Raw genomic sequence first — 17,099 nt, forward strand, 5'->3', positions numbered from 1 at the left:
AATTAAACGAATGCGCTGTGGCCTGTAATGGCTCTACCTACTATCAGGGAGTTGATTTCCTTAGTGCCTTCGTAGGAATAGATGGCCTCAGCATCTGCCACAAACCTGGCAATGTCGTACTCCAATAAAATCCCATTTCCTCCAAATAATTCCCTTGCCTGGTCCACAATGTCCCGCATCCGGAGTGTGCAGAACACCTTTGCCAAGGATGCATGTTCATCCAGCAACTCATCATTGTCCTGCATGATGGATAGACGCGTCACCATCGTCTGCATGGCGGTAAGATCTCCCAGCATGGTCACCAGCAGGTCCTGTACCAATTGAAAGCTTGCGATTGGCCTTCCAAACTGGAACCTATCATTGGTGTATTTCAAGGCTGCTTCATATGCGCCCCTTGCGCAGCCCACAGCCTGCCAAGCCACCCCGGCACGGGTCATTTTTAATACTACAGATGTGTCTTTGAAGGAATTGGCTTCCTGCAGCCTGTCACTTTCCGGAACTCGACAATCCTTTAAGGTGATCAAGGCGTTCTGAACTGTCCGCAAGGCCATTTTATTTTCCATCTTTTCAGGATGGATGCCTGGGTTGTCTTTTCTTACGATAAAACCTTTAACCTTTTGATCATCTAAGTCTCTCGCCCAAATGATGGTGATATCCGAAAAGGTCGCATTTCCAATCCATTTCTTTTGGCCGTTAATCACCCATTCGTCCCCTTCCCGCTTGCAGGTGGTGGTAAGTCCTCCCGCTACGGCAGAGCCCACTTCCGGCTCGGTCAACCCAAATGCACCAATCACTTCCATTTTCTGCATTTTGGGCAGCCACTCCTGCTTTTGCTCTTCCGATCCGCAATAATAAATGGAGCCCATGGCCAAGCCGGTCTGTACCCCAAAAAATGTTGAAATAGAAGTGTCAACCCTGGCCATTTCCATAGCCAGAAACCCTTCCAAAAGGGCCGAATGGCCCGGACAGCCATAGCCTTTATAGGTAAGGCCTGCTATGTTGAGCTCTGCCATCTTTGGAATGATATGCATGGGGAATTCGGCCTTGTTCCAGTATTCATTGGCAATTGGCCGGATTTCCTTTTCCATAAACTCCCGGACTTTCAGCTGTATCTCCCTTTCCTTCTCAGGAAGGGTTTTCCCCAGTTCATAAAAGTCCCCGTTGATCGGAGGGATTGCCTTTTTCTTGCCTCCCGATTTCATCATTTTCATCATCTTGGCCAGGTCCTCATCACTCATGGACGATACGACCCCCATCATCTCATTGAGGTCAACTTTTTGGGATAGCTTGTTCAGTTTTTCTATATCCAGGTTTTTTAAGATTGATTTGATGCCTGAAATGGATTGAAAGAAGTTTTTCATTTGTTATTCGAAAAGAGTTTAAACACGGTACACCTGACCATTGAAAAAATGTATGGCCTTCTGGTAATAAGATGAAATGGGAAGGATTTGTTTTGAGAGGGTTCGTAAGTAGGATAAAGCATTCTATAGATCTAGCCCTTACCTTAGCCCTTCGCCATTGTCAGGAGACCTTAAGCCTTTATCAGTAAAATTAAAAACTACATTTGATTGTATTTTTTACATATAAATCTGATAGTAATCCGAAGCTGATCTGGAATTGATCCCTGATTAATCCAAATCTTAACCTGCCATCATGGGTGGTGAGATACTTGGACAGGTTCGGCAGGGCTAGGATATTAGAAACGTCTGCTTCAGTGAGCTATATCCGCTGCCTTCTGGATAATCTTGGTGAACACCTCGTCAAAATAGGAACCGGCGTGGGGGCCATACCAGTTCATATCCCGGGCTTCGTGGTGTCGGAGATCATAATACTCGTCGGGGATGATGTAGCCCGTATACCCGCCATTAAAAGTGCTGACGATGAGTTGAAGTCCGTGATTATTGGCCAGGGATTCCCATTTTTCCATAAACATGCCCGATACCTCCCCTGAAGTAGAAAGGAGGAGGATATTGCCTATTTTGGAAATGTTGATATTTGCGTTTGTTTCCCCAAATAATGAATTAAAGACCCATGGCCGCAGCCTGATATTATCGGAAACGCGGTAGTGGGCCGGTGGAAGATTCATGGAAAGGTCTGCTACCCACATGTCTCCCCCTTTTATCGACTCAAAAGAAGGCTCTGATCTCACTCTCAGCATACTGTCCAGGTCGGCTGCATATAGTTTCACTTTTTCCACCTCCCTTGCTTGCAGATTTGGGCTGTGACTGCCCACCGCTCCCGAACTGAAAAGGGCCATTTCGTAACGATCCTCTTCCAAGGCCTCCATGAGGTAAAATGGATAATCGCCCGAAAGACCCATAAAACCGCTGTGTATACCGGTGGCGTGTGCGGTGTAGGTTAGTAAGGTGGCCTTCTGACCAGAAGTTTTCTCTATGACCAACTGTCTAAGATAGGGGTCTGTTATACCCTTTTCAACCAAGCGATTGTTTACGCCTTCTGGCAGGGGGGTTTTTTTGAAGCCTATATTTAGGGTATCCATAGCCTCCATCGCTATATTTATAGCCTTAAGGCTGGAGTTGACCATGTGGTCCACCACTTCCTCGTCATATCCACCAAAAGCCAACTTGCCCATAATCCCTGGTATATATCCTCCCATCCCACTATGGGTATGGGTTGCGGAAAATACCACTTGGTCAATGGGCAAGTTCTTTTCATCAATGGCAGATTTAACCGCTTTAGCAAGATGGGGATGAACAATCAACAGCTCGTAATTCAAAAAAGCTATAGTCAGATGATTGTTGCTGATTAAAATAGACTTTACGTAGGAACTGTCCTGGACAAATTCATAGGGGCCGCGAGGTTTGTACCCCACGAGGTCAACGGCTTGGGGAGGAGTCATGTTGGCTTTGCCCCAGCCGCCTAACAAAAAATCATTGGAAAAAACCTCAGGTTCTAACTCCGAGATTTTCTCCATCATTTGAGCATAATAATCCTTTTCCCTGTAATCTGTGCGATCTACTGGAGCTAGCAAAAAGATTACAAGCAAAAGTAAAAGGCCTGAAATCCAGGCCAGTATTTTAAGTATGCTTTTCAAATGAAATTAATTATGAAGTATATTCATATTCGCCATGTGGACCAGAGATGGTTACCTTCTTGCCTTCTCCAGCCATTACGCGACCGATAACTTGGGCTTCCACCCCGTGAAATTCAGCAATGTCAATCACCTCTTCAGCATATTTTTCATCCAGATATACCTCCATCCGGTGGCCCATGTTGAAAACTTTATACATCTCTTTCCAATCAGTTTGGCTTTCTGCCTGAATGATGTTGAAAAGAGGCGGGGTTGGGAACAAATTGTCTTTGATGACATGCAGGTTGTCTATGAAATGGAGGACTTTTGTCTGAGCTCCACCGCTGCAATGAACCAAGCCGTTGATTTTTGGTCTGAGGTACTTGAGCACCTCGGCCATGATTGGCGCATAGGTTCGGGTAGGGGATAGTACCAGCTTCCCAATGTCGACAGGGGAGCCAGGGGCTGGGTCTGTCAAATTATATTTGCCTGAATAAACTAGTTCATCCGGAACAGCTGGGTCGAAGCTTTCAGGGTATTTGCTTTTCAAGACTTTGTTAAAAACATCATGTCTGGCTGAGGTCAGGCCGTTGCTGCCCATTCCGCCGTTGTATTCATTTTCATATTTTGCCTGTCCGAAAGATGAAATACCTACAATCACATCATTGGCTTTGATTCTGTCGTTGGATATTACATCCTCCCGACGCATTCTGGCTGTCACGGTGCTGTCTACAATGATGGTTCGCACCAAATCACCCACATCCGCAGTCTCGCCGCCGGTAAGTACAGCGTGCACTCCGTTGTCGCGAAGCATTTGCAACACTTCTTCGGTTCCCTCAATGATTGCAGAGATGATTTCTCCGGGGATCAGGTTCTTGTTACGGCCAATGGTCGAGGATACAAGGATATTATTGGTGGCGCCTACGCAAAGCAGGTCATCAATATTCATGATGATAGCATCTTGGGCAATGCCTTTCCATACGCTCATATCGCCAGTCTCCTTCCAATATAGGTAGGCTAGGGAGGACTTGGTGCCTGCTCCGTCGGCATGCATGATATTGCAATACTCAGGGTCGTTGCCAAGCGTGTCCTCTACTATTTTACAGAAAGCGTGGGGAAACAGCCCTTTGTCAAGTTTGGAAATTGCTTTGTGGACATCTTCTTTGGAAGCGGAGACGCCTCGCTGCATATACCTTTCGTTCATGATAGGGGGGTGTATTTGGGTAGGAAACAAAGTTAATAATTTAATATTTCGAATCGAAAGTAATCTTGAGGAAAGCTTGCAGGAAATCTGTCTTTGATAAGTACAAAGCATTACGGTGGTGTAAAATGCCATTTAAACAGTATAAAATGTTATTGATGTGCAAATGGTTGATTATCAATTTTGTGCAGGTGCTTAAAGGCTTAAAAATTTAAAATAAAAAATCGCGTCTTACCATTTAAATTTTAAATTAAGGTAATAAATTTGCACTCCTCCGTTTTATTTAAGCACTTAGAGTGCTAACTTTAAAACGTTCAACTAACATCAAATAAAAGCACAAACCAAGAATGGGATTATTTGACTTTTTCTCAAGTGATATAGCAATAGATTTAGGTACAGCCAATACCTTGATTATATATAAAGATAAAATTGTGGTGGATGAGCCATCCATCATCGCCATCGACAAAACCACCAATAGGGTGCTTGCCGTAGGACGCGAAGCGATGAACATGCACGAAAAAACGCATGAAAACATCAAGACGATCAGGCCATTGAAAGACGGTGTGATTGCTGATTTCTATGCTGCCGAGCAGATGATTCGCGGGATGATCAAAATGATCCCAGGTCACAAAAAAAGCATGTTCCCACAATCCCACCGTATGGTAATCTGTATACCTTCAGGGATTACGGAAGTGGAAAAACGTGCCGTACGTGACTCCGCGGAGCATGCGGGTGCCAAGGAGGTGTATATGGTATATGAGCCGATCGCTGCTGCTATCGGTATAGGTATTGATATCGAAAAGCCAATGGGTTCCATGATTGTAGACATCGGGGGTGGTACCACTGAGATTGCCCTTATTGCGCTTTCGGGGATTGTGGCTGATCAGTCCATACGAGTAGCTGGGGATACCTTTACCAAGGATATCCTGGATTATATGAGAAGACAGCACAATCTATTGATCGGGGAGCGTTCTGCTGAAAAAGTCAAAATAGCCATTGGATCAGCATTAACTGAGCTTGACGATGCTCCTGAGGATTATGAAATCCGAGGAAGAGATTTGATGACAGGTATTCCAAAAGTTATCAAAGTTTCATATTCAGAAATTGCTTTTGCTTTGGATAAGTCTGTTTCTAAGATTGAAGAAGCAGTATTGAAGGCGCTTGAAATCGCCCCACCAGAGCTTTCAGCTGACATTTATGACAACGGTATTCACCTTACAGGTGGTGGTGCCTTGCTCAAAGGTTTAGATAAGAGGCTTCATCAAAAAACCAAACTTCCTATCCACATAGCCGAGGATCCGTTGAGAGCGGTAGTGAGAGGAACAGGTACAGCCCTGAAAAACATAAATAATTTCAGAACCGTCCTGATGACCTGATGTTTGAATGCAACGCATCTTATTATTTCTATATAGCTTACGCGTCTTTCTTATCTTTATCGGTTTAGAGGTTTTAGCCATCTGGCTGATCTTTTCTTACAATTCCCCCCAGGGGGCGGTTTTTTTCAATTCCTCCAACTATTTTGCAGGCTCCGTTTTGCAGGCAAGAGATGGTGTCACAGGGTATTTTACCCTCGGGGCGGCCAATGAGGCGTTGGCTGAAAAAAACGCCGAGCTTCTCAGCAGACTTTCTGTAACCATGCAGCCTGCTGACAGCGCCTATCTTGAAATAGATAGCGTTTTGGCCAGTCAGTATGAATTCCGCTCCGCAAAGGTGATCAATAATTCCATCCGTTTAAATCAAAACCACATCACCCTAAACAAAGGCCGCAAACACGGGGTGCGGGAAGGTATGGGGGTGTTTAACGAGCAAGGGGTAGTTGGCCGGGTAAAAGGGGTTACCGAGAACTTTTCTTCGGTAATTTCACTTTTGCACACTGAACTGCTTATTTCTTCCAAGGTCAAATCCTCATCCGTATTTGGGTCTACCAAATGGGACGGCAAGAATACCCGAAAGGCCAAATTGCTTTATGTGCCTCGCCATGTTATGCTGTCTGAAGGCGATACGGTGGTGACCAGCGGTTACAATGCTGTATTTCCCGAAGGGATCATGATTGGAATCGTGGATGAAGTCACTAAGGGTGCAGAAACGAATTACTTGGATATCACCATAGATCTTTCCACTGAGTTTAGCAGGCTGACCTATGTCTACCTGGTTGAAAATCCATTGGAGGAAGAATTAGATTCCCTATACCAAATGTCAGGCGTACAAAATGAATAGCAGAAGTTTCATATTAGCTATACTTGGTTTTTTTGCATATATGGCCGTGCAGGCTTTTGTGCTGAAAAACGTGGTGCTATTTGGTAGCGCTTTTGCCTTTTTGTATGTAATCTACATATTGATATTCCCATTGGAAATCAAGACCATTCCTTTGATGCTGGTCAGTTTCCTGTTGGGTTTTTCGATCGATATATTTTATGACAGCTTGGGTATGCACACGGCCAGTTTGGTGCTGGTGGCATTCCTGAGAAAATCCTGGCTCAACGTCCACACCCCTACTGGAGGGTTTGACGACAATACGGATCCCACTGTTTTAAACATGGGTTTTGGCTGGTTTTTGACTTATGCCCTGCCATTGATATTAGTTCATCATTTGGCCTTTTTCTATATTGACAATTTGGGAACTGATTTATATATTCCAGTAATTATGAAGGCTGTGTCGAGTGCGGCGTTCACTTTTATATTGGGGGTAATAGTCCAGATGTTGTTTTATAAGAAAAAGAGGGGAATATAATGAACAATCCAAGGCCGGCTATATTAGTAGCTGTCATTGTTTTGATAGCGGGGGTGCTTCTTACGAAACTGTTTTTGATCCAGGTAGCGGATGATAGTTTCCTCAAAAGGGCCGAAAGAAACGCTATCCAACGTGTAGTGGACCACCCCTACCGTGGGCTGGTCTATGACCGTAATGATAAGTTGTTGGTGTACAATAACCCGGTTTTTGATCTGATGATCATTCCCAAGGAATTTACTGTGAAGGATACAGCGAAATTCTGTCAGCTTTTTAAAATCGAGAAAGAGGAACTTATCGACAAATATCAGGCAGCCCGCAAATATTCTTGGGTGAAGCCTTCCCCTTTGATGAAGGCTATTTCAAATGCTGAATTTGCTCGGATTCAAGATTTTTTGATTGATTATCCAGGGCTCTTCGTGATGACCCGCTCAGTGAGGGCTTATCCCCAAGCCAGTGCTGCCAATGCCTTGGGCTATATCGGGGAGATCAGCGGCAACCAACTGAAAGCGGATTCTACCAGATATTACCGCCAAGGTGACTATGTGGGCCTGGCTGGATTGGAAAGATATTATGAGGATGACCTAAGGGGCAAAAAAGGCGTCAAGTATAAAATGGTCAATGTCCGGGGTATTGACAAAGGCTCCTTCAAAGGAGGGGAGTATGATACCCTTTCACTTGCCGGTAAAAATATCCAATCCACCATAGATCTGGAGCTTCAGCTATATGGTGAAAAACTGATGGCAGGGAAAAGAGGTTCCGTGGTGGCTATAGAGCCTAAAACAGGCGAGATACTTTCCATGATTTCCGCACCTAGCTATGATCCAAACATCCTTGCGGGATCTAGATTTGGAAAAAATTACGGCGTGCTGACTATGGACGAGACCAAGCCTCTCTTCAACCGCCCCATTATGGCCATGTATCCTCCAGGGTCCATTTTCAAAGTGGTTCAATCGCTTATAGGGTTACAAGAAGGGGTTTTGCAAACCAATACCGTATTTAGCTGCAATCAAGCTTTGGTAAAATGCCACCCGCATCCCAACCCAACTAATTTATTTGGCGCTATCAAGTATAGCTGTAACCCCTATTATCACCAGGCATACCGTAAGATGATCAATAGGGAGGTTTCTAGCAACACGTTCAAAGATACCCAGATCGGACTCGACCAGTGGAGAGAGTCAGTGATGAAGTTTGGATTGGGACAGACCTTGGGGATAGATATGAATAATGAAAAAGGTGGTTCAATCCCATCAAGCGCACTTTACAACCGTATTTATGGTGAAGGTAGATGGAAGTATTCTACCATTTACTCCCTATCCATTGGGCAAGGTGAAATGTTGGTGACTCCACTACAGATGGCCAACTTGGCTGCTATTTTTGCCAACAAGGGCTGGTACTATCCGCCTCACTTGGTGAAAACCATCGATGGGGAGCGGGCCAATATTCCAGAGAAGTTTAGGACAAAAGTGGAGGTAGGAATAGATGCCCACCATTTTGATATGGTGCATGATGCGATGAATGAAGCCTTGATGGGGACAGCCAACCGGGCCATCATTAAGGATATTGCCATTGCCGGTAAAACCGGGACAGCTCAGAACCCGGCTGGAGCCGATCACTCGGTATTCGTAGCATTTGCCCCTAAAGAAGATCCGCAGATCGCTATAGCGGTATATGTGGAAAACAGCGGATTTGGCGGACGTGCGGCTGCCAGTACGGCAAGTTTGATGATTGAAAAATACCTCAGAGGCCACATCACCAGGCCGGCGTTGGAGGATTATGTGTTAGCAGGTAAATTTCTTTATTAATTGAGGCAGGACGATTTATATATCAACAAAATTGACTGGATCACCATTCTGATCTACATAGCCCTGGTCACCATGGGCTGGTTCAATATCTATGCTGCTGTGTATGACGAGCAGGCAGCCAAGAGTATTTTCGATTTTTCTATCAACTCAGGTAAGCAGCTAGTATGGATTGGAACGGCCATATTACTTATTACAGTGATTATGGTGGCCGACTACCGGCTTTTTGACAACCTCAGTATGATCCTGTTTGGGTTTTTCCTGTTTATCCTTCTTTTGACGCCCTTTTTCGGTAAAGAAATCAACGGCCAGCGGGCATGGTTTGAAATCGGGGTGTTTCGATTGCAACCAGCGGAATTTGCCAAATTTGCTACGGCTTTGGCCTTGGCAAAATTCATGGAGTCCCCCACTTTTGACCTTTCCAAAACCAAATTCCAGATGCGGGCATTGGGTATCATTGCCCTGCCGGTGGCTTTGATCATGCTGCAGCCTGATACCGGCACAGCGATGGTTTACAGTGCATTTGGTATCATGCTCTTTAGGGAAGGAATGCCTCAGAGGTATTATGTGTTTGCCCTCAGTTTTGTGGCCATCTCCTTGCTTTCCTTGGGGATTGAAGAAAACCTTTACTTGGCAGCCGGAGTAGGGGTAGTAATTGCAGCTTTGATTCTTATTGGGAAAAAAACCTGGCAAAGGATCACGGCACTTACAACAATCGGCTTGATCGTGATAGCCTACTCATACAGTTTGGATTATGTCGTTTCCAAACTTCCAGATCACCAGCAAAACAGGATCATGGTACTGTTTAATCCCGACCTTGACCCGCTTGGGGTAGGGTGGAATGTGACCCAATCCAAGATCGCCATTGGATCAGGAGGCTTTATGGGGAAAGGGTATCTAGAAGGTACACAGACTAAATTTGATTTTGTGCCGGAGCAACATACCGACTTTATTTTCTGTACTCTTGGGGAAGAGTTTGGCTGGGTTGGGTCGGCTGTGATGATTGGATTGTTTGTAGCCTTACTGATCCGATTGGTGTTTCTGGCAGAGAGGCAAAAGACCCGGTTCTCCAGGATATACGGCTACTGCGTGATGTCCATTCTGCTTTTTCACTTCACGATCAATATAGCCATGACCATTGGCTTATTTCCTGTAGTGGGGATCCCGTTGCCCTTCTTTAGTTATGGTGGATCTTCATTGTGGTCCTTTACCATCCTGTTGTTTATATTTATAAAGCTGGATTCCCACAGGATTCAATTATTGGGAAGACATTAACAAAAAAAGAGTACATGCCATGTGTACTCTTTTTTTGTTCATTTTTTCGCTAATTGCCTAACTTTTACTTGCTCTCAAATTTCCGGAAAACTAATTGCAGAAATTCGTTGACTTCCTCGGAGTGCTTGTTCCAATTCAGTTCATGCACATATCGCTTGTTGAGCAACTCCACCGCTTCCATAAAACTGTCACAATTGTCAATGGATTTCAAAGCATGCTTCATCAGGTCATGGTTGCCTTGAAACAGCTCCCGGGTAAACATGAATTTTTGGTTCAAGGCCAATCCATCTGTGAGGGTGTCAATGCTGCCCTTCATGTAGCTGTAGGTTTCAGATTCAAATTTGGCCCAGGTTAAGGCCGGATCAATTTCCTTTTCGCTCTCCCCAGAAACAGGCTTTTTAGGCTGCTGAGGTTCTGGGTTTGTGGACTGTTCTTCATTTATTTCAGGCTCTTTGACAGCCACTGGCTTTGCCTCTACCGTCAGTTGTTCCTTTTGTAGAGGTTCAGGCTTTGGTTCAGGTTTTGGTTCAGGTTTTTCCGGTGTTGGGTTGTGGGATTTGTCCTCAAAAAGCTGGATGAGTTCCAAATGCTGGATCTGGTTAAGCGGTTTGAGCAAAATCTCCGGGTTGTCCAGGTCACGGTGGATAGCCTGGTACTTGTTGCGCAAGGCCATTTTCAGGTCTGGCACGGTGAGTCCCATGGATGCCTTGTCCATCAAGTGGGTCAAGAGTTCATTGTGCCATTTGATGTACTTTTTGGAATCCTTATAATATTGTTCGTTATCCTGCCCTTTGTCTATAAGGATGTTGAAAAACATAAAAGGGTCAATGGCCAAGATGATGGCGTCTTCCACGGCCTCTTTGAGTAGGGGCTCGAAGTACCTTCTCTCCACTTTGATGGATCGGGACAAGACGTTCATAAATTCCTTCAAGGCATTGTCAACAGCAATATCACGGTAATCGAAATATGGACTGTTTTTCAGCTCCTCCATTTCTTCTTGCCAGGCATTGAATAAAGACCGAATGGTCAACAGATTGACCTGCTGGCTTGGGGTAAGCTGGATGATTTCTTGTCCGGTCATATACTTCCTTGAGCGGAAATATTCGTCGCAAACGGATTCAGAAACCTTCTGGGCATAGGATTCTAAATAATTGAAATTAATTTTATCAGTCATTGTTATATGGTTTCACAGTAAGTAGACATGGATCATGCCTAAAATCATTATCGAAAACATGAATTTCAGGGAAATTGATGTTCCCAAACCGGACTATAAAGTTATTGAAATTATTCATGAAAATTACATTGACTGGATGCATGCCTGTGGGAAAAAAGGGCGGTGCACCAGTTGCAAGATGATAGTGTCAGACGGTATGGAGAATCTGACACCTATGAACGATAAAGAACAATTTTTTGCAGAAAAAGGCAGGTTAAAAGTGAATGAAAGATTATCTTGCCAAGCTAAAATTATGGGTGGGACCTTGGCGATCCGAGTTGCCGAAGAAAATAAGTTTCCCCATATTGAGTACAGTGAATAAGTTTGGTCACGCATGTTTATAGAACCTTCCATAGGGAAAAACACATTAAAGGAAAAAGCTGGTCATATCGAGGTGATCTGTGGTTCCATGTTTTCCGGTAAAACAGAAGAACTCATCCGTCGCCTTAATAGGGCGCTCATCGCAAAGCAAAAGGTTGAGATTTTCAAGCCTGCTGTCGATAAGCGTTATCACGACATGGACGTTGTCTCCCATAATGAAAACGCAATTCGCTCCACTCCAGTACAGTTTGCAGATGATATTATGCTCTTGGCCGGAAACTGCGAGGTAGTAGGCATCGATGAGGTTCAGTTTTTCGACACCCAGATTGTGAACGTGGCCATTTCTCTGGCCAATTCTGGCAAGAGGGTTATCATGGCTGGTCTAGACATGGATTTTGCCGGCAGCCCGTTTGAGCCGATGCCCCAGCTTTTGGCCATAGCCGAGTATGTGACCAAGGTTCACGCCATTTGCATGAAATGCGGAGGACTAGCCTCTTATAGCTTTAGACTGTCCGATAGTAAACAGAAAGTGATGCTCGGGGAAAAGGAAAGTTATGAGGCCAGGTGCAGAAAATGCTTTTACGAAGATAAAAAATAGACTTCCGCTGTATGCTTCGCAAAACCTCCGGTATAGTCATCAGCTACTTGAAGTATAGGGAAACCTCCATTATTGTCAAGATTTTTACACGTGAACTTGGGCTGAAAAGCTATATAGTCAACTCCGTGCGCAGCTCAAAAGCCAAAACCAAAATGGGCTTTTTTCAACCCCTTACCATTTTGGAACTGGTAGTTTACGATAAAGAGAAGGCCAACCTCAACCGCATTTCAGAGGTAAAACTCAAATTGCCCTACCATTTTATTCCATTCGATTTCCAAAGGTCAGGCGTGGCAATGTTTGTGGGCGAGGTGTTGGGTAAGGTGATCTATGAGGATTATCAAAACGAAGCCTTATTTGATTTTTTGACGCATGCGCTGAGCCATTTGGATCAAGAGTCCACCAGGCTTCATTTGTATCCCCAATCTTTTTTGCTCGAAACGGCCAAGTTTCTGGGGTTTGGCTCAGACGATCCACACGAGCTGTTTTCCCAATTGTATGGTCTTGATCAGCAGGATGATTTTATAAGGGAGGAAAAAGGGTATCTGGGAGAATTGATGGATGATCCATTTTCCAATGATCTCAAGGTTCCAAGCATCTTCAGGAAGAAAATGCTGGATGACCTATTGTCCTTTTATAAATTGCATGTGGAGGGTTTTGCGGAATTGAAATCCATCAAAGTGCTTCGTAGCCTTAATTAACCTTGATCCGTTTTTGGGAAGAAGTGAATACGCCCTCCAGTTCAGAGCCGTCAGCTTTGATCAGGCTAACCTCCAGCTTGTATTCCCCCGCAGGCAGCTGGTCCACACGGATAGGCTCGATTTCATCGGTGGTAAATTCGTAGCCGTTAAGCTTTATCCTCACCATATAGCCATCATTTTTCAACTCCCCATCCAAAACCATAAAATCGACGATTACCTCGTCACCTGTTCCGTATTCCTGCTCATTGAGGGGGAGGTTTAGGATAAGAAATGGCTCATCGTTTTCGGGAAAGGGCTGGCTATCCATTACCCTGAAGTCCCTGTCTACATAATTTCCAAATTCCTTCAGCGCCAAACCTTCCTCATCCACCAAATAGGCTACGGCGCGATAAGTGCCCTGATTGAGTTCTTTTTGGAAAATGGGCATGTTATAGCCAATAGGATCGTTCCCGTTCAGCACCATTTTCAACTGAAAGCCCATTCCCTTTTCCCCGAACGGATAGTTTTTGACATTAAATTCGAAGGGGACCTTGTTGGAGCTAAAGTTCTGGTTGCCAAGGGGGCTGTACATTTCCAGAATGGCATCTGGGTAATCGGAGTGCTCTGTATAAGTGTAAAAATGTACCGAATGTTCATCCGTGTCTCCCTCGGCAGGAGCTGTGACTAGGTTTTCCGACTTTCTTTCTCTTTTGCCATCGCAGCCTACAAAAGTGGCAACCATAACAAAAGCTAACATTCCAATAGCATTTCTCAGCATAGCAAAGCGGGTTCTGTTTGGTTAAAGATATTTAATTTTAGGCGAAAATAAATTAACTTGCGGTACAAAATAACAAATTACATGAGCGAAATTCTGTATAATGAAATTCCATCTTTGGATTTAGCGGATTTTACTTCCGGAGATGCTGAGAAGAAAGCGGCGTTTGTACAGGCCTTGGGCCAGGCTTACAACAACATAGGTTTTGCAGCCATCAAAAATCACGGCCTATCGCAAGAGCTTCAAGACAAGCTGTATGCTACGATTAAAAAGTTTTTTGCATTGGAAGACAGTGTGAAATCCCAATATGAGAGACCTGAAATCGGTTATCAAAGAGGCTATACGGGTAAAGGAAAAGAGCACGCCAAAGGTAGAAATACAGGTGATCTCAAGGAGTTTTACCACGTTGGACAGGATCTTAACGATATTCCTGATTCAGATGCGATCAAATCCGAATATCCTGAAAATGTTTTCCCTTCTGAAATTGCCGAATTTGAAGAGGTGACTTTGGAGGTTTACAAAACCATCGAAGCCGCTGGTAAAAACATGCTAAGAGCTATCGCGCTTTATCTGGAATTGCCGGAGGATTATTTTGAGAACAAGGTAAGGTTTGGGAACTCCATCCTTCGACCTATCCACTATTTCCCAATCGAGAACCCTGATGATGTGCCTGCTGATGCCGTAAGAGCTGCAGAGCATGGTGATATCAACCTCATCACGCTTTTGATGGGTGCCAGTGCCGATGGGTTGCAGGTGTTGCGAAAAGATAACCAGTGGATCCCGATCACCGCCCTGCCTGATCAGTTGGTAGTGAATGTTGGAGATATGTTGGAAAGATTGACCAATAAGAAACTGAAGTCAACGATCCACAGAGTGGTCAACCCTCCAAAGGAGAAAATGAACAGCAGCCGATATTCGGTGCCATTCTTCATGCACCCAAGATCCGAAATGGACCTTACTTGCTTGGATAGTTGTGTGGATGATCAACACCCTAAGGAATTTGAAGATGCTACTGCTGGAGAATTCCTTGACGAGCGCCTCAGAGAGCTTGGATTGAAGAAGTAAGATAAGTGGCTGTCAAGAGAGTTCGTTATTATTTATATCTGCGAGATGTATTGGTTCTCTCAGTGACAGCCTTTGGAGGCCCACAGGCATTTCTCGCCATGGTATTGGATATCATGGTGAGAAAGCGGGGCTACCTTTCCGAAAATGACCTCATGGAGCTGAATGCGCTGTGTCAGGTCTTGCCTGGACCAACCTCTACCCAGACCATTTCGGCAATAGGCTACCGCATTGGCGGACCTAATTTAGCCTATCTTTCTCTTTTTGTGTGGATTTTGCCAGCCACCCTTCTGATGATCCTGGCGGCTGTGCTGATTGATTTTTTGCAGGAAAATACTGCTGGGTCGCTGGACTTTGCCAAATTCATCCAGCCAATGGCTATCGGGTTTATCATTTTTGCAGCCCAAAAGACCATTCGGATTATGATTCAGACCAAGGAAGCCATGGTGCTGATGATGCTTTCTGCTTTTGTCGCTTTCTTTTATAATTCTCCCTTTGTGTTTCCCTTGATGTTGGCCATAGGTGGCTTGAGTACTTCCCTGAAGTATAACAAGCAGCCCAAAGTCAACGACAAGGCTATATTAAATGTGAAGTGGGCAAATTTTATCCTCTGGGCAGGGGTGTTGATCGGAGCGGCTGTGTTGGGGCATTTTACAAGGTTGCTGCCCATTAGGCTATTCGAAAACTTTTATCGAAACGGTAGCTTGATATTTGGGGGAGGGCAGGTGCTGGTTCCCTATCTATATACCGAGTTTGTGGAGTTCAAAAACTACCTGACTTCTGAAGAGTTTTTGACCGGCTACGCAATTTCTCAAGGACTGCCCGGGCCAACTTTCAGCATTAGTACTTACATAGGCGCGTTGTCTATGCGGGAATTTGGGCTGAGCGGAAAAATCTTGGGTGGTTTTATCGCTGCGGCAGGAATTTTCCTTCCAGGGACATTTTTGATATTCTTTGTGATCAGGTTCTGGGATGGTCTGAAAAAATACAGACCAGTAAGGGCGGCTCTTGAAGGTATCAACGCGGTAAGTTGCGGAATGCTGCTGGCTGCTGCATATCTGCTTTTCGAACCTTTGGACGCCAATACCTTCAATATTTTAGCCATTGTGGCCACCTATGCCCTGCTGCAGTTTACCAAGCTTTCCTCACCGCTGATCATCGCCCTGGGAATCGTAGCGGGAATCAGTTACAATTGGATTATTGCGCTGATTTAATTTTCTGCATCAAGTCAAATAAGCTTACCGCCCACACATCATTTCCCAAGGGAAACTCATCATGTCCCGCAAAGACAATAAAACGACGAACCGCTTTTATGTCTTCACATGAGATCAAAAAACCTTTAGATGCCTTTGGGCTGAGGGTTCTTTTGATTTCAATTGCCCAGACTTCATCTTTGACAATCAAGATCAAGTCGATTTCGGCACCAGCCGAAGTGCGGTAGTAATAGTAATCACTACCTTTTGGCAAAACTGAAAGGATGTTTTCAATAATAAACCCTTCCCAGCTCGATCCCAATACTGGATGGCTCAGGAGGCTTTCCATGTTGGGTATATTCAGTAGTGCATGGGTCAATCCTGAATCCCGGATGTAGACCTTTGGACTTTTTACCAGCCTTTTACCTACATTGTTGTGCCATGGACGTATCTGCCTGATGAGCAATAGATCTTCCAGCATCTCCACATAGCTTTTTATGGTAGGCGAACTCAAGTCCATACTTGCTCCGATTTTACTAAAATTCACCTGCTGGCCTTGCTGGTGGGCAAGGATGGTCCAGAGGTTCCGCAAGCGGGTGGCAGGAATCATGGTCACAATTTGGGGGATGTCCCTTTCCAAGTAAGTGGTGATGAAATTTCGCCTCCACCGCATGCTGTTGTATTCAGACTTGGCCAGAAAACTGTCAGGGAAACCTCCTCTCAGCCATAGTTGGTTCAAGGGGTTTTCTGACATGTTTTTTATTTCCAGAAGGTTAAATCCAAATAGTTCTTCATAGGCGATTCTGCCAGCCAGCGATTCGGAGGATTGCTTAATCAGCTCCAGTGAAGCAGATCCCAGAATCAAGAATTGCCCTGTACGAAACCCTTTTTTTCTTCTCCGGTCTATAACTCCTCTCAATACCTGAAAGAGTTCTGGCATTCGTTGGATTTCATCCAAAATGATAAGCCGGCCTTCGTGAAAGTCAAAATAGGCTTCCGGATCGGCAAGCCGCACTTTATCTGCGGGGCTTTCCAAATCGAGATATATGGCGTCTTGGTCCATACTTTCCGCTACTTCCTGCGCTAGTGTGGTCTTTCCGACCTGCCTGGGACCCAGTATGGCAACTGCTGGGAAATCCTGCAAGAGGTCTTTGAGTTCATATGTTATATACCGTTTAATCACCTTGCAAATTTAAATAATGATTTTAAATTTACAAGGTTAA

At 44.7% G+C, this 17,099-nt stretch carries 16 protein-coding genes; 10 read left to right on the top strand and 6 right to left on the bottom strand.

The window, feature by feature from the left end:
- Positions 1–2: 2 nt before the first annotated feature.
- The 3 genes from KIH41_RS01735 to KIH41_RS01745 form a co-directional block, all read right to left on the bottom strand.
- On the bottom strand, positions 3–1,361 hold the full coding sequence (locus KIH41_RS01735) for an acyl-CoA dehydrogenase family protein (RefSeq protein ID WP_214161283.1): 1,359 nt from the start codon (positions 1,359–1,361) through the stop codon (positions 3–5).
- 350 nt (positions 1,362–1,711) lie between these two features.
- On the bottom strand, positions 1,712–3,055 hold the full coding sequence (locus tag KIH41_RS01740) for a neutral/alkaline non-lysosomal ceramidase N-terminal domain-containing protein (protein WP_214161284.1): 1,344 nt from the start codon (positions 3,053–3,055) through the stop codon (positions 1,712–1,714).
- A gap of 10 nt (positions 3,056–3,065) precedes the next feature.
- Positions 3,066–4,235, bottom strand: coding sequence for an AIR synthase related protein (locus tag KIH41_RS01745; protein WP_214161285.1), 1,170 nt, complete (start codon positions 4,233–4,235; stop codon positions 3,066–3,068).
- Positions 4,236–4,579: 344 nt separating this feature from the next.
- Between KIH41_RS01745 and KIH41_RS01750 the strand changes: the two genes are divergently transcribed.
- Genes KIH41_RS01750 through rodA form a run of 5 tightly spaced genes read left to right on the top strand, consistent with a single transcriptional unit; the run spans position 4,580 to position 10,037 of the window.
- Positions 4,580–5,608, top strand: coding sequence for a rod shape-determining protein (locus KIH41_RS01750; RefSeq protein ID WP_035076270.1), 1,029 nt, complete (start codon positions 4,580–4,582; stop codon positions 5,606–5,608).
- Between the two features lie 7 nt (positions 5,609–5,615).
- A complete protein-coding gene (gene mreC, locus KIH41_RS01755) occupies positions 5,616–6,449 on the top strand; it encodes a rod shape-determining protein MreC (protein ID WP_214161286.1) in 834 nt (277 codons plus the stop codon).
- Positions 6,442–6,963: a rod shape-determining protein MreD gene (locus KIH41_RS01760; protein ID WP_213945064.1), complete on the top strand. Its 522-nt coding sequence runs from the start codon at positions 6,442–6,444 to the stop codon at positions 6,961–6,963. The genes mreC and KIH41_RS01760 overlap by 8 nt, the downstream gene beginning before the upstream one ends.
- The gene (gene mrdA, locus KIH41_RS01765; RefSeq protein WP_214161287.1) at positions 6,963–8,765 is read left to right on the top strand and encodes a penicillin-binding protein 2; all 1,803 of its coding nucleotides are present in this window, start codon (positions 6,963–6,965) and stop codon (positions 8,763–8,765) included. The genes KIH41_RS01760 and mrdA overlap by 1 nt, the downstream gene beginning before the upstream one ends.
- Positions 8,766–10,037 (top strand): rod shape-determining protein RodA, encoded by a 1,272-nt coding sequence (gene rodA / locus KIH41_RS01770; RefSeq protein WP_213945062.1) that lies wholly within the window; start codon positions 8,766–8,768, stop codon positions 10,035–10,037.
- Positions 10,038–10,101: 64 nt separating this feature from the next.
- On the opposite strand, the gene KIH41_RS01775 is transcribed toward rodA, so the two are convergent.
- Positions 10,102–11,211, bottom strand: coding sequence for a hypothetical protein (locus tag KIH41_RS01775; protein ID WP_214161288.1), 1,110 nt, complete (start codon positions 11,209–11,211; stop codon positions 10,102–10,104).
- Positions 11,212–11,245: 34 nt separating this feature from the next.
- Between KIH41_RS01775 and KIH41_RS01780 the strand changes: the two genes are divergently transcribed.
- From KIH41_RS01780 to recO, 3 genes are read left to right on the top strand one after another with little or no spacing between them, the layout of a single operon-like run.
- A complete protein-coding gene (locus KIH41_RS01780; RefSeq protein ID WP_213945060.1) occupies positions 11,246–11,572 on the top strand; it encodes a 2Fe-2S iron-sulfur cluster-binding protein in 327 nt (108 codons plus the stop codon).
- Positions 11,573–11,584: 12 nt separating this feature from the next.
- Positions 11,585–12,169 carry a thymidine kinase gene (locus KIH41_RS01785; protein WP_214161289.1) on the top strand — a complete coding sequence of 195 codons (585 nt, stop codon included), beginning with the start codon at positions 11,585–11,587 and terminating at the stop codon, positions 12,167–12,169.
- An 11-nt stretch (positions 12,170–12,180) separates the two neighbouring features.
- Entirely contained in the window at positions 12,181–12,867 is a 687-nt protein-coding gene (gene recO, locus KIH41_RS01790) for a DNA repair protein RecO (protein WP_214161290.1), read from the top strand.
- On the opposite strand, the gene KIH41_RS01795 is transcribed toward recO, so the two are convergent.
- Positions 12,860–13,603 carry a hypothetical protein gene (locus KIH41_RS01795; protein WP_246535346.1) on the bottom strand — a complete coding sequence of 248 codons (744 nt, stop codon included), beginning with the start codon at positions 13,601–13,603 and terminating at the stop codon, positions 12,860–12,862. The two genes, recO and KIH41_RS01795, sit on opposite strands and share 8 nt — an antisense overlap.
- Positions 13,604–13,705: 102 nt before the next feature.
- On the opposite strand from KIH41_RS01795, the gene KIH41_RS01800 reads away from it, so the two are divergent.
- Together KIH41_RS01800 and chrA are read left to right on the top strand one after the other, a co-directional pair.
- Entirely contained in the window at positions 13,706–14,686 is a 981-nt protein-coding gene (locus tag KIH41_RS01800) for an isopenicillin N synthase family dioxygenase (protein WP_214161291.1), read from the top strand.
- Positions 14,687–14,691: 5 nt separating this feature from the next.
- Positions 14,692–15,897: a chromate efflux transporter gene (gene chrA, locus KIH41_RS01805; protein WP_214161292.1), complete on the top strand. Its 1,206-nt coding sequence runs from the start codon at positions 14,692–14,694 to the stop codon at positions 15,895–15,897.
- Here the strand turns inward: chrA and KIH41_RS01810 are convergent.
- Positions 15,881–17,059 (bottom strand): ATP-binding protein, encoded by a 1,179-nt coding sequence (locus tag KIH41_RS01810; protein WP_214161293.1) that lies wholly within the window; start codon positions 17,057–17,059, stop codon positions 15,881–15,883. The two genes, chrA and KIH41_RS01810, sit on opposite strands and share 17 nt — an antisense overlap.
- Positions 17,060–17,099 lie beyond the last annotated feature (40 nt).

Source organism: Litoribacter ruber, assembly GCF_018500185.1.
Classification (GTDB): Bacteria; Bacteroidota; Bacteroidia; order Cytophagales; family Cyclobacteriaceae; genus Litoribacter; species Litoribacter ruber.

Bases quoted from the DNA above. Each gene is read 5' to 3' on its own strand.
- KIH41_RS01795 (WP_246535346.1), bottom strand. From the start codon at position 13,603: ATGTTAGCTTTTGTTATGGTTGCCACTTTTGTAGGCTGCGATGGCAAA.
- mrdA (WP_214161287.1), top strand. From the start codon at position 6,963: ATGAACAATCCAAGGCCGGCTATATTAGTAGCTGTCATTGTTTTGATA.
- KIH41_RS01745 (WP_214161285.1), bottom strand. From the start codon at position 4,235: ATGAACGAAAGGTATATGCAGCGAGGCGTCTCCGCTTCCAAAGAAGAT.
- KIH41_RS01735 (WP_214161283.1), bottom strand. From the start codon at position 1,361: ATGAAAAACTTCTTTCAATCCATTTCAGGCATCAAATCAATCTTAAAA.
- KIH41_RS01750 (WP_035076270.1), top strand. From the start codon at position 4,580: ATGGGATTATTTGACTTTTTCTCAAGTGATATAGCAATAGATTTAGGT.
- KIH41_RS01760 (WP_213945064.1), top strand. From the start codon at position 6,442: ATGAATAGCAGAAGTTTCATATTAGCTATACTTGGTTTTTTTGCATAT.
- recO (WP_214161290.1), top strand. From the start codon at position 12,181: ATGCTTCGCAAAACCTCCGGTATAGTCATCAGCTACTTGAAGTATAGG.
- mreC (WP_214161286.1), top strand. From the start codon at position 5,616: ATGCAACGCATCTTATTATTTCTATATAGCTTACGCGTCTTTCTTATC.
- KIH41_RS01785 (WP_214161289.1), top strand. From the start codon at position 11,585: ATGTTTATAGAACCTTCCATAGGGAAAAACACATTAAAGGAAAAAGCT.
- KIH41_RS01780 (WP_213945060.1), top strand. From the start codon at position 11,246: ATGCCTAAAATCATTATCGAAAACATGAATTTCAGGGAAATTGATGTT.
- KIH41_RS01775 (WP_214161288.1), bottom strand. From the start codon at position 11,211: ATGACTGATAAAATTAATTTCAATTATTTAGAATCCTATGCCCAGAAG.
- KIH41_RS01800 (WP_214161291.1), top strand. From the start codon at position 13,706: ATGAGCGAAATTCTGTATAATGAAATTCCATCTTTGGATTTAGCGGAT.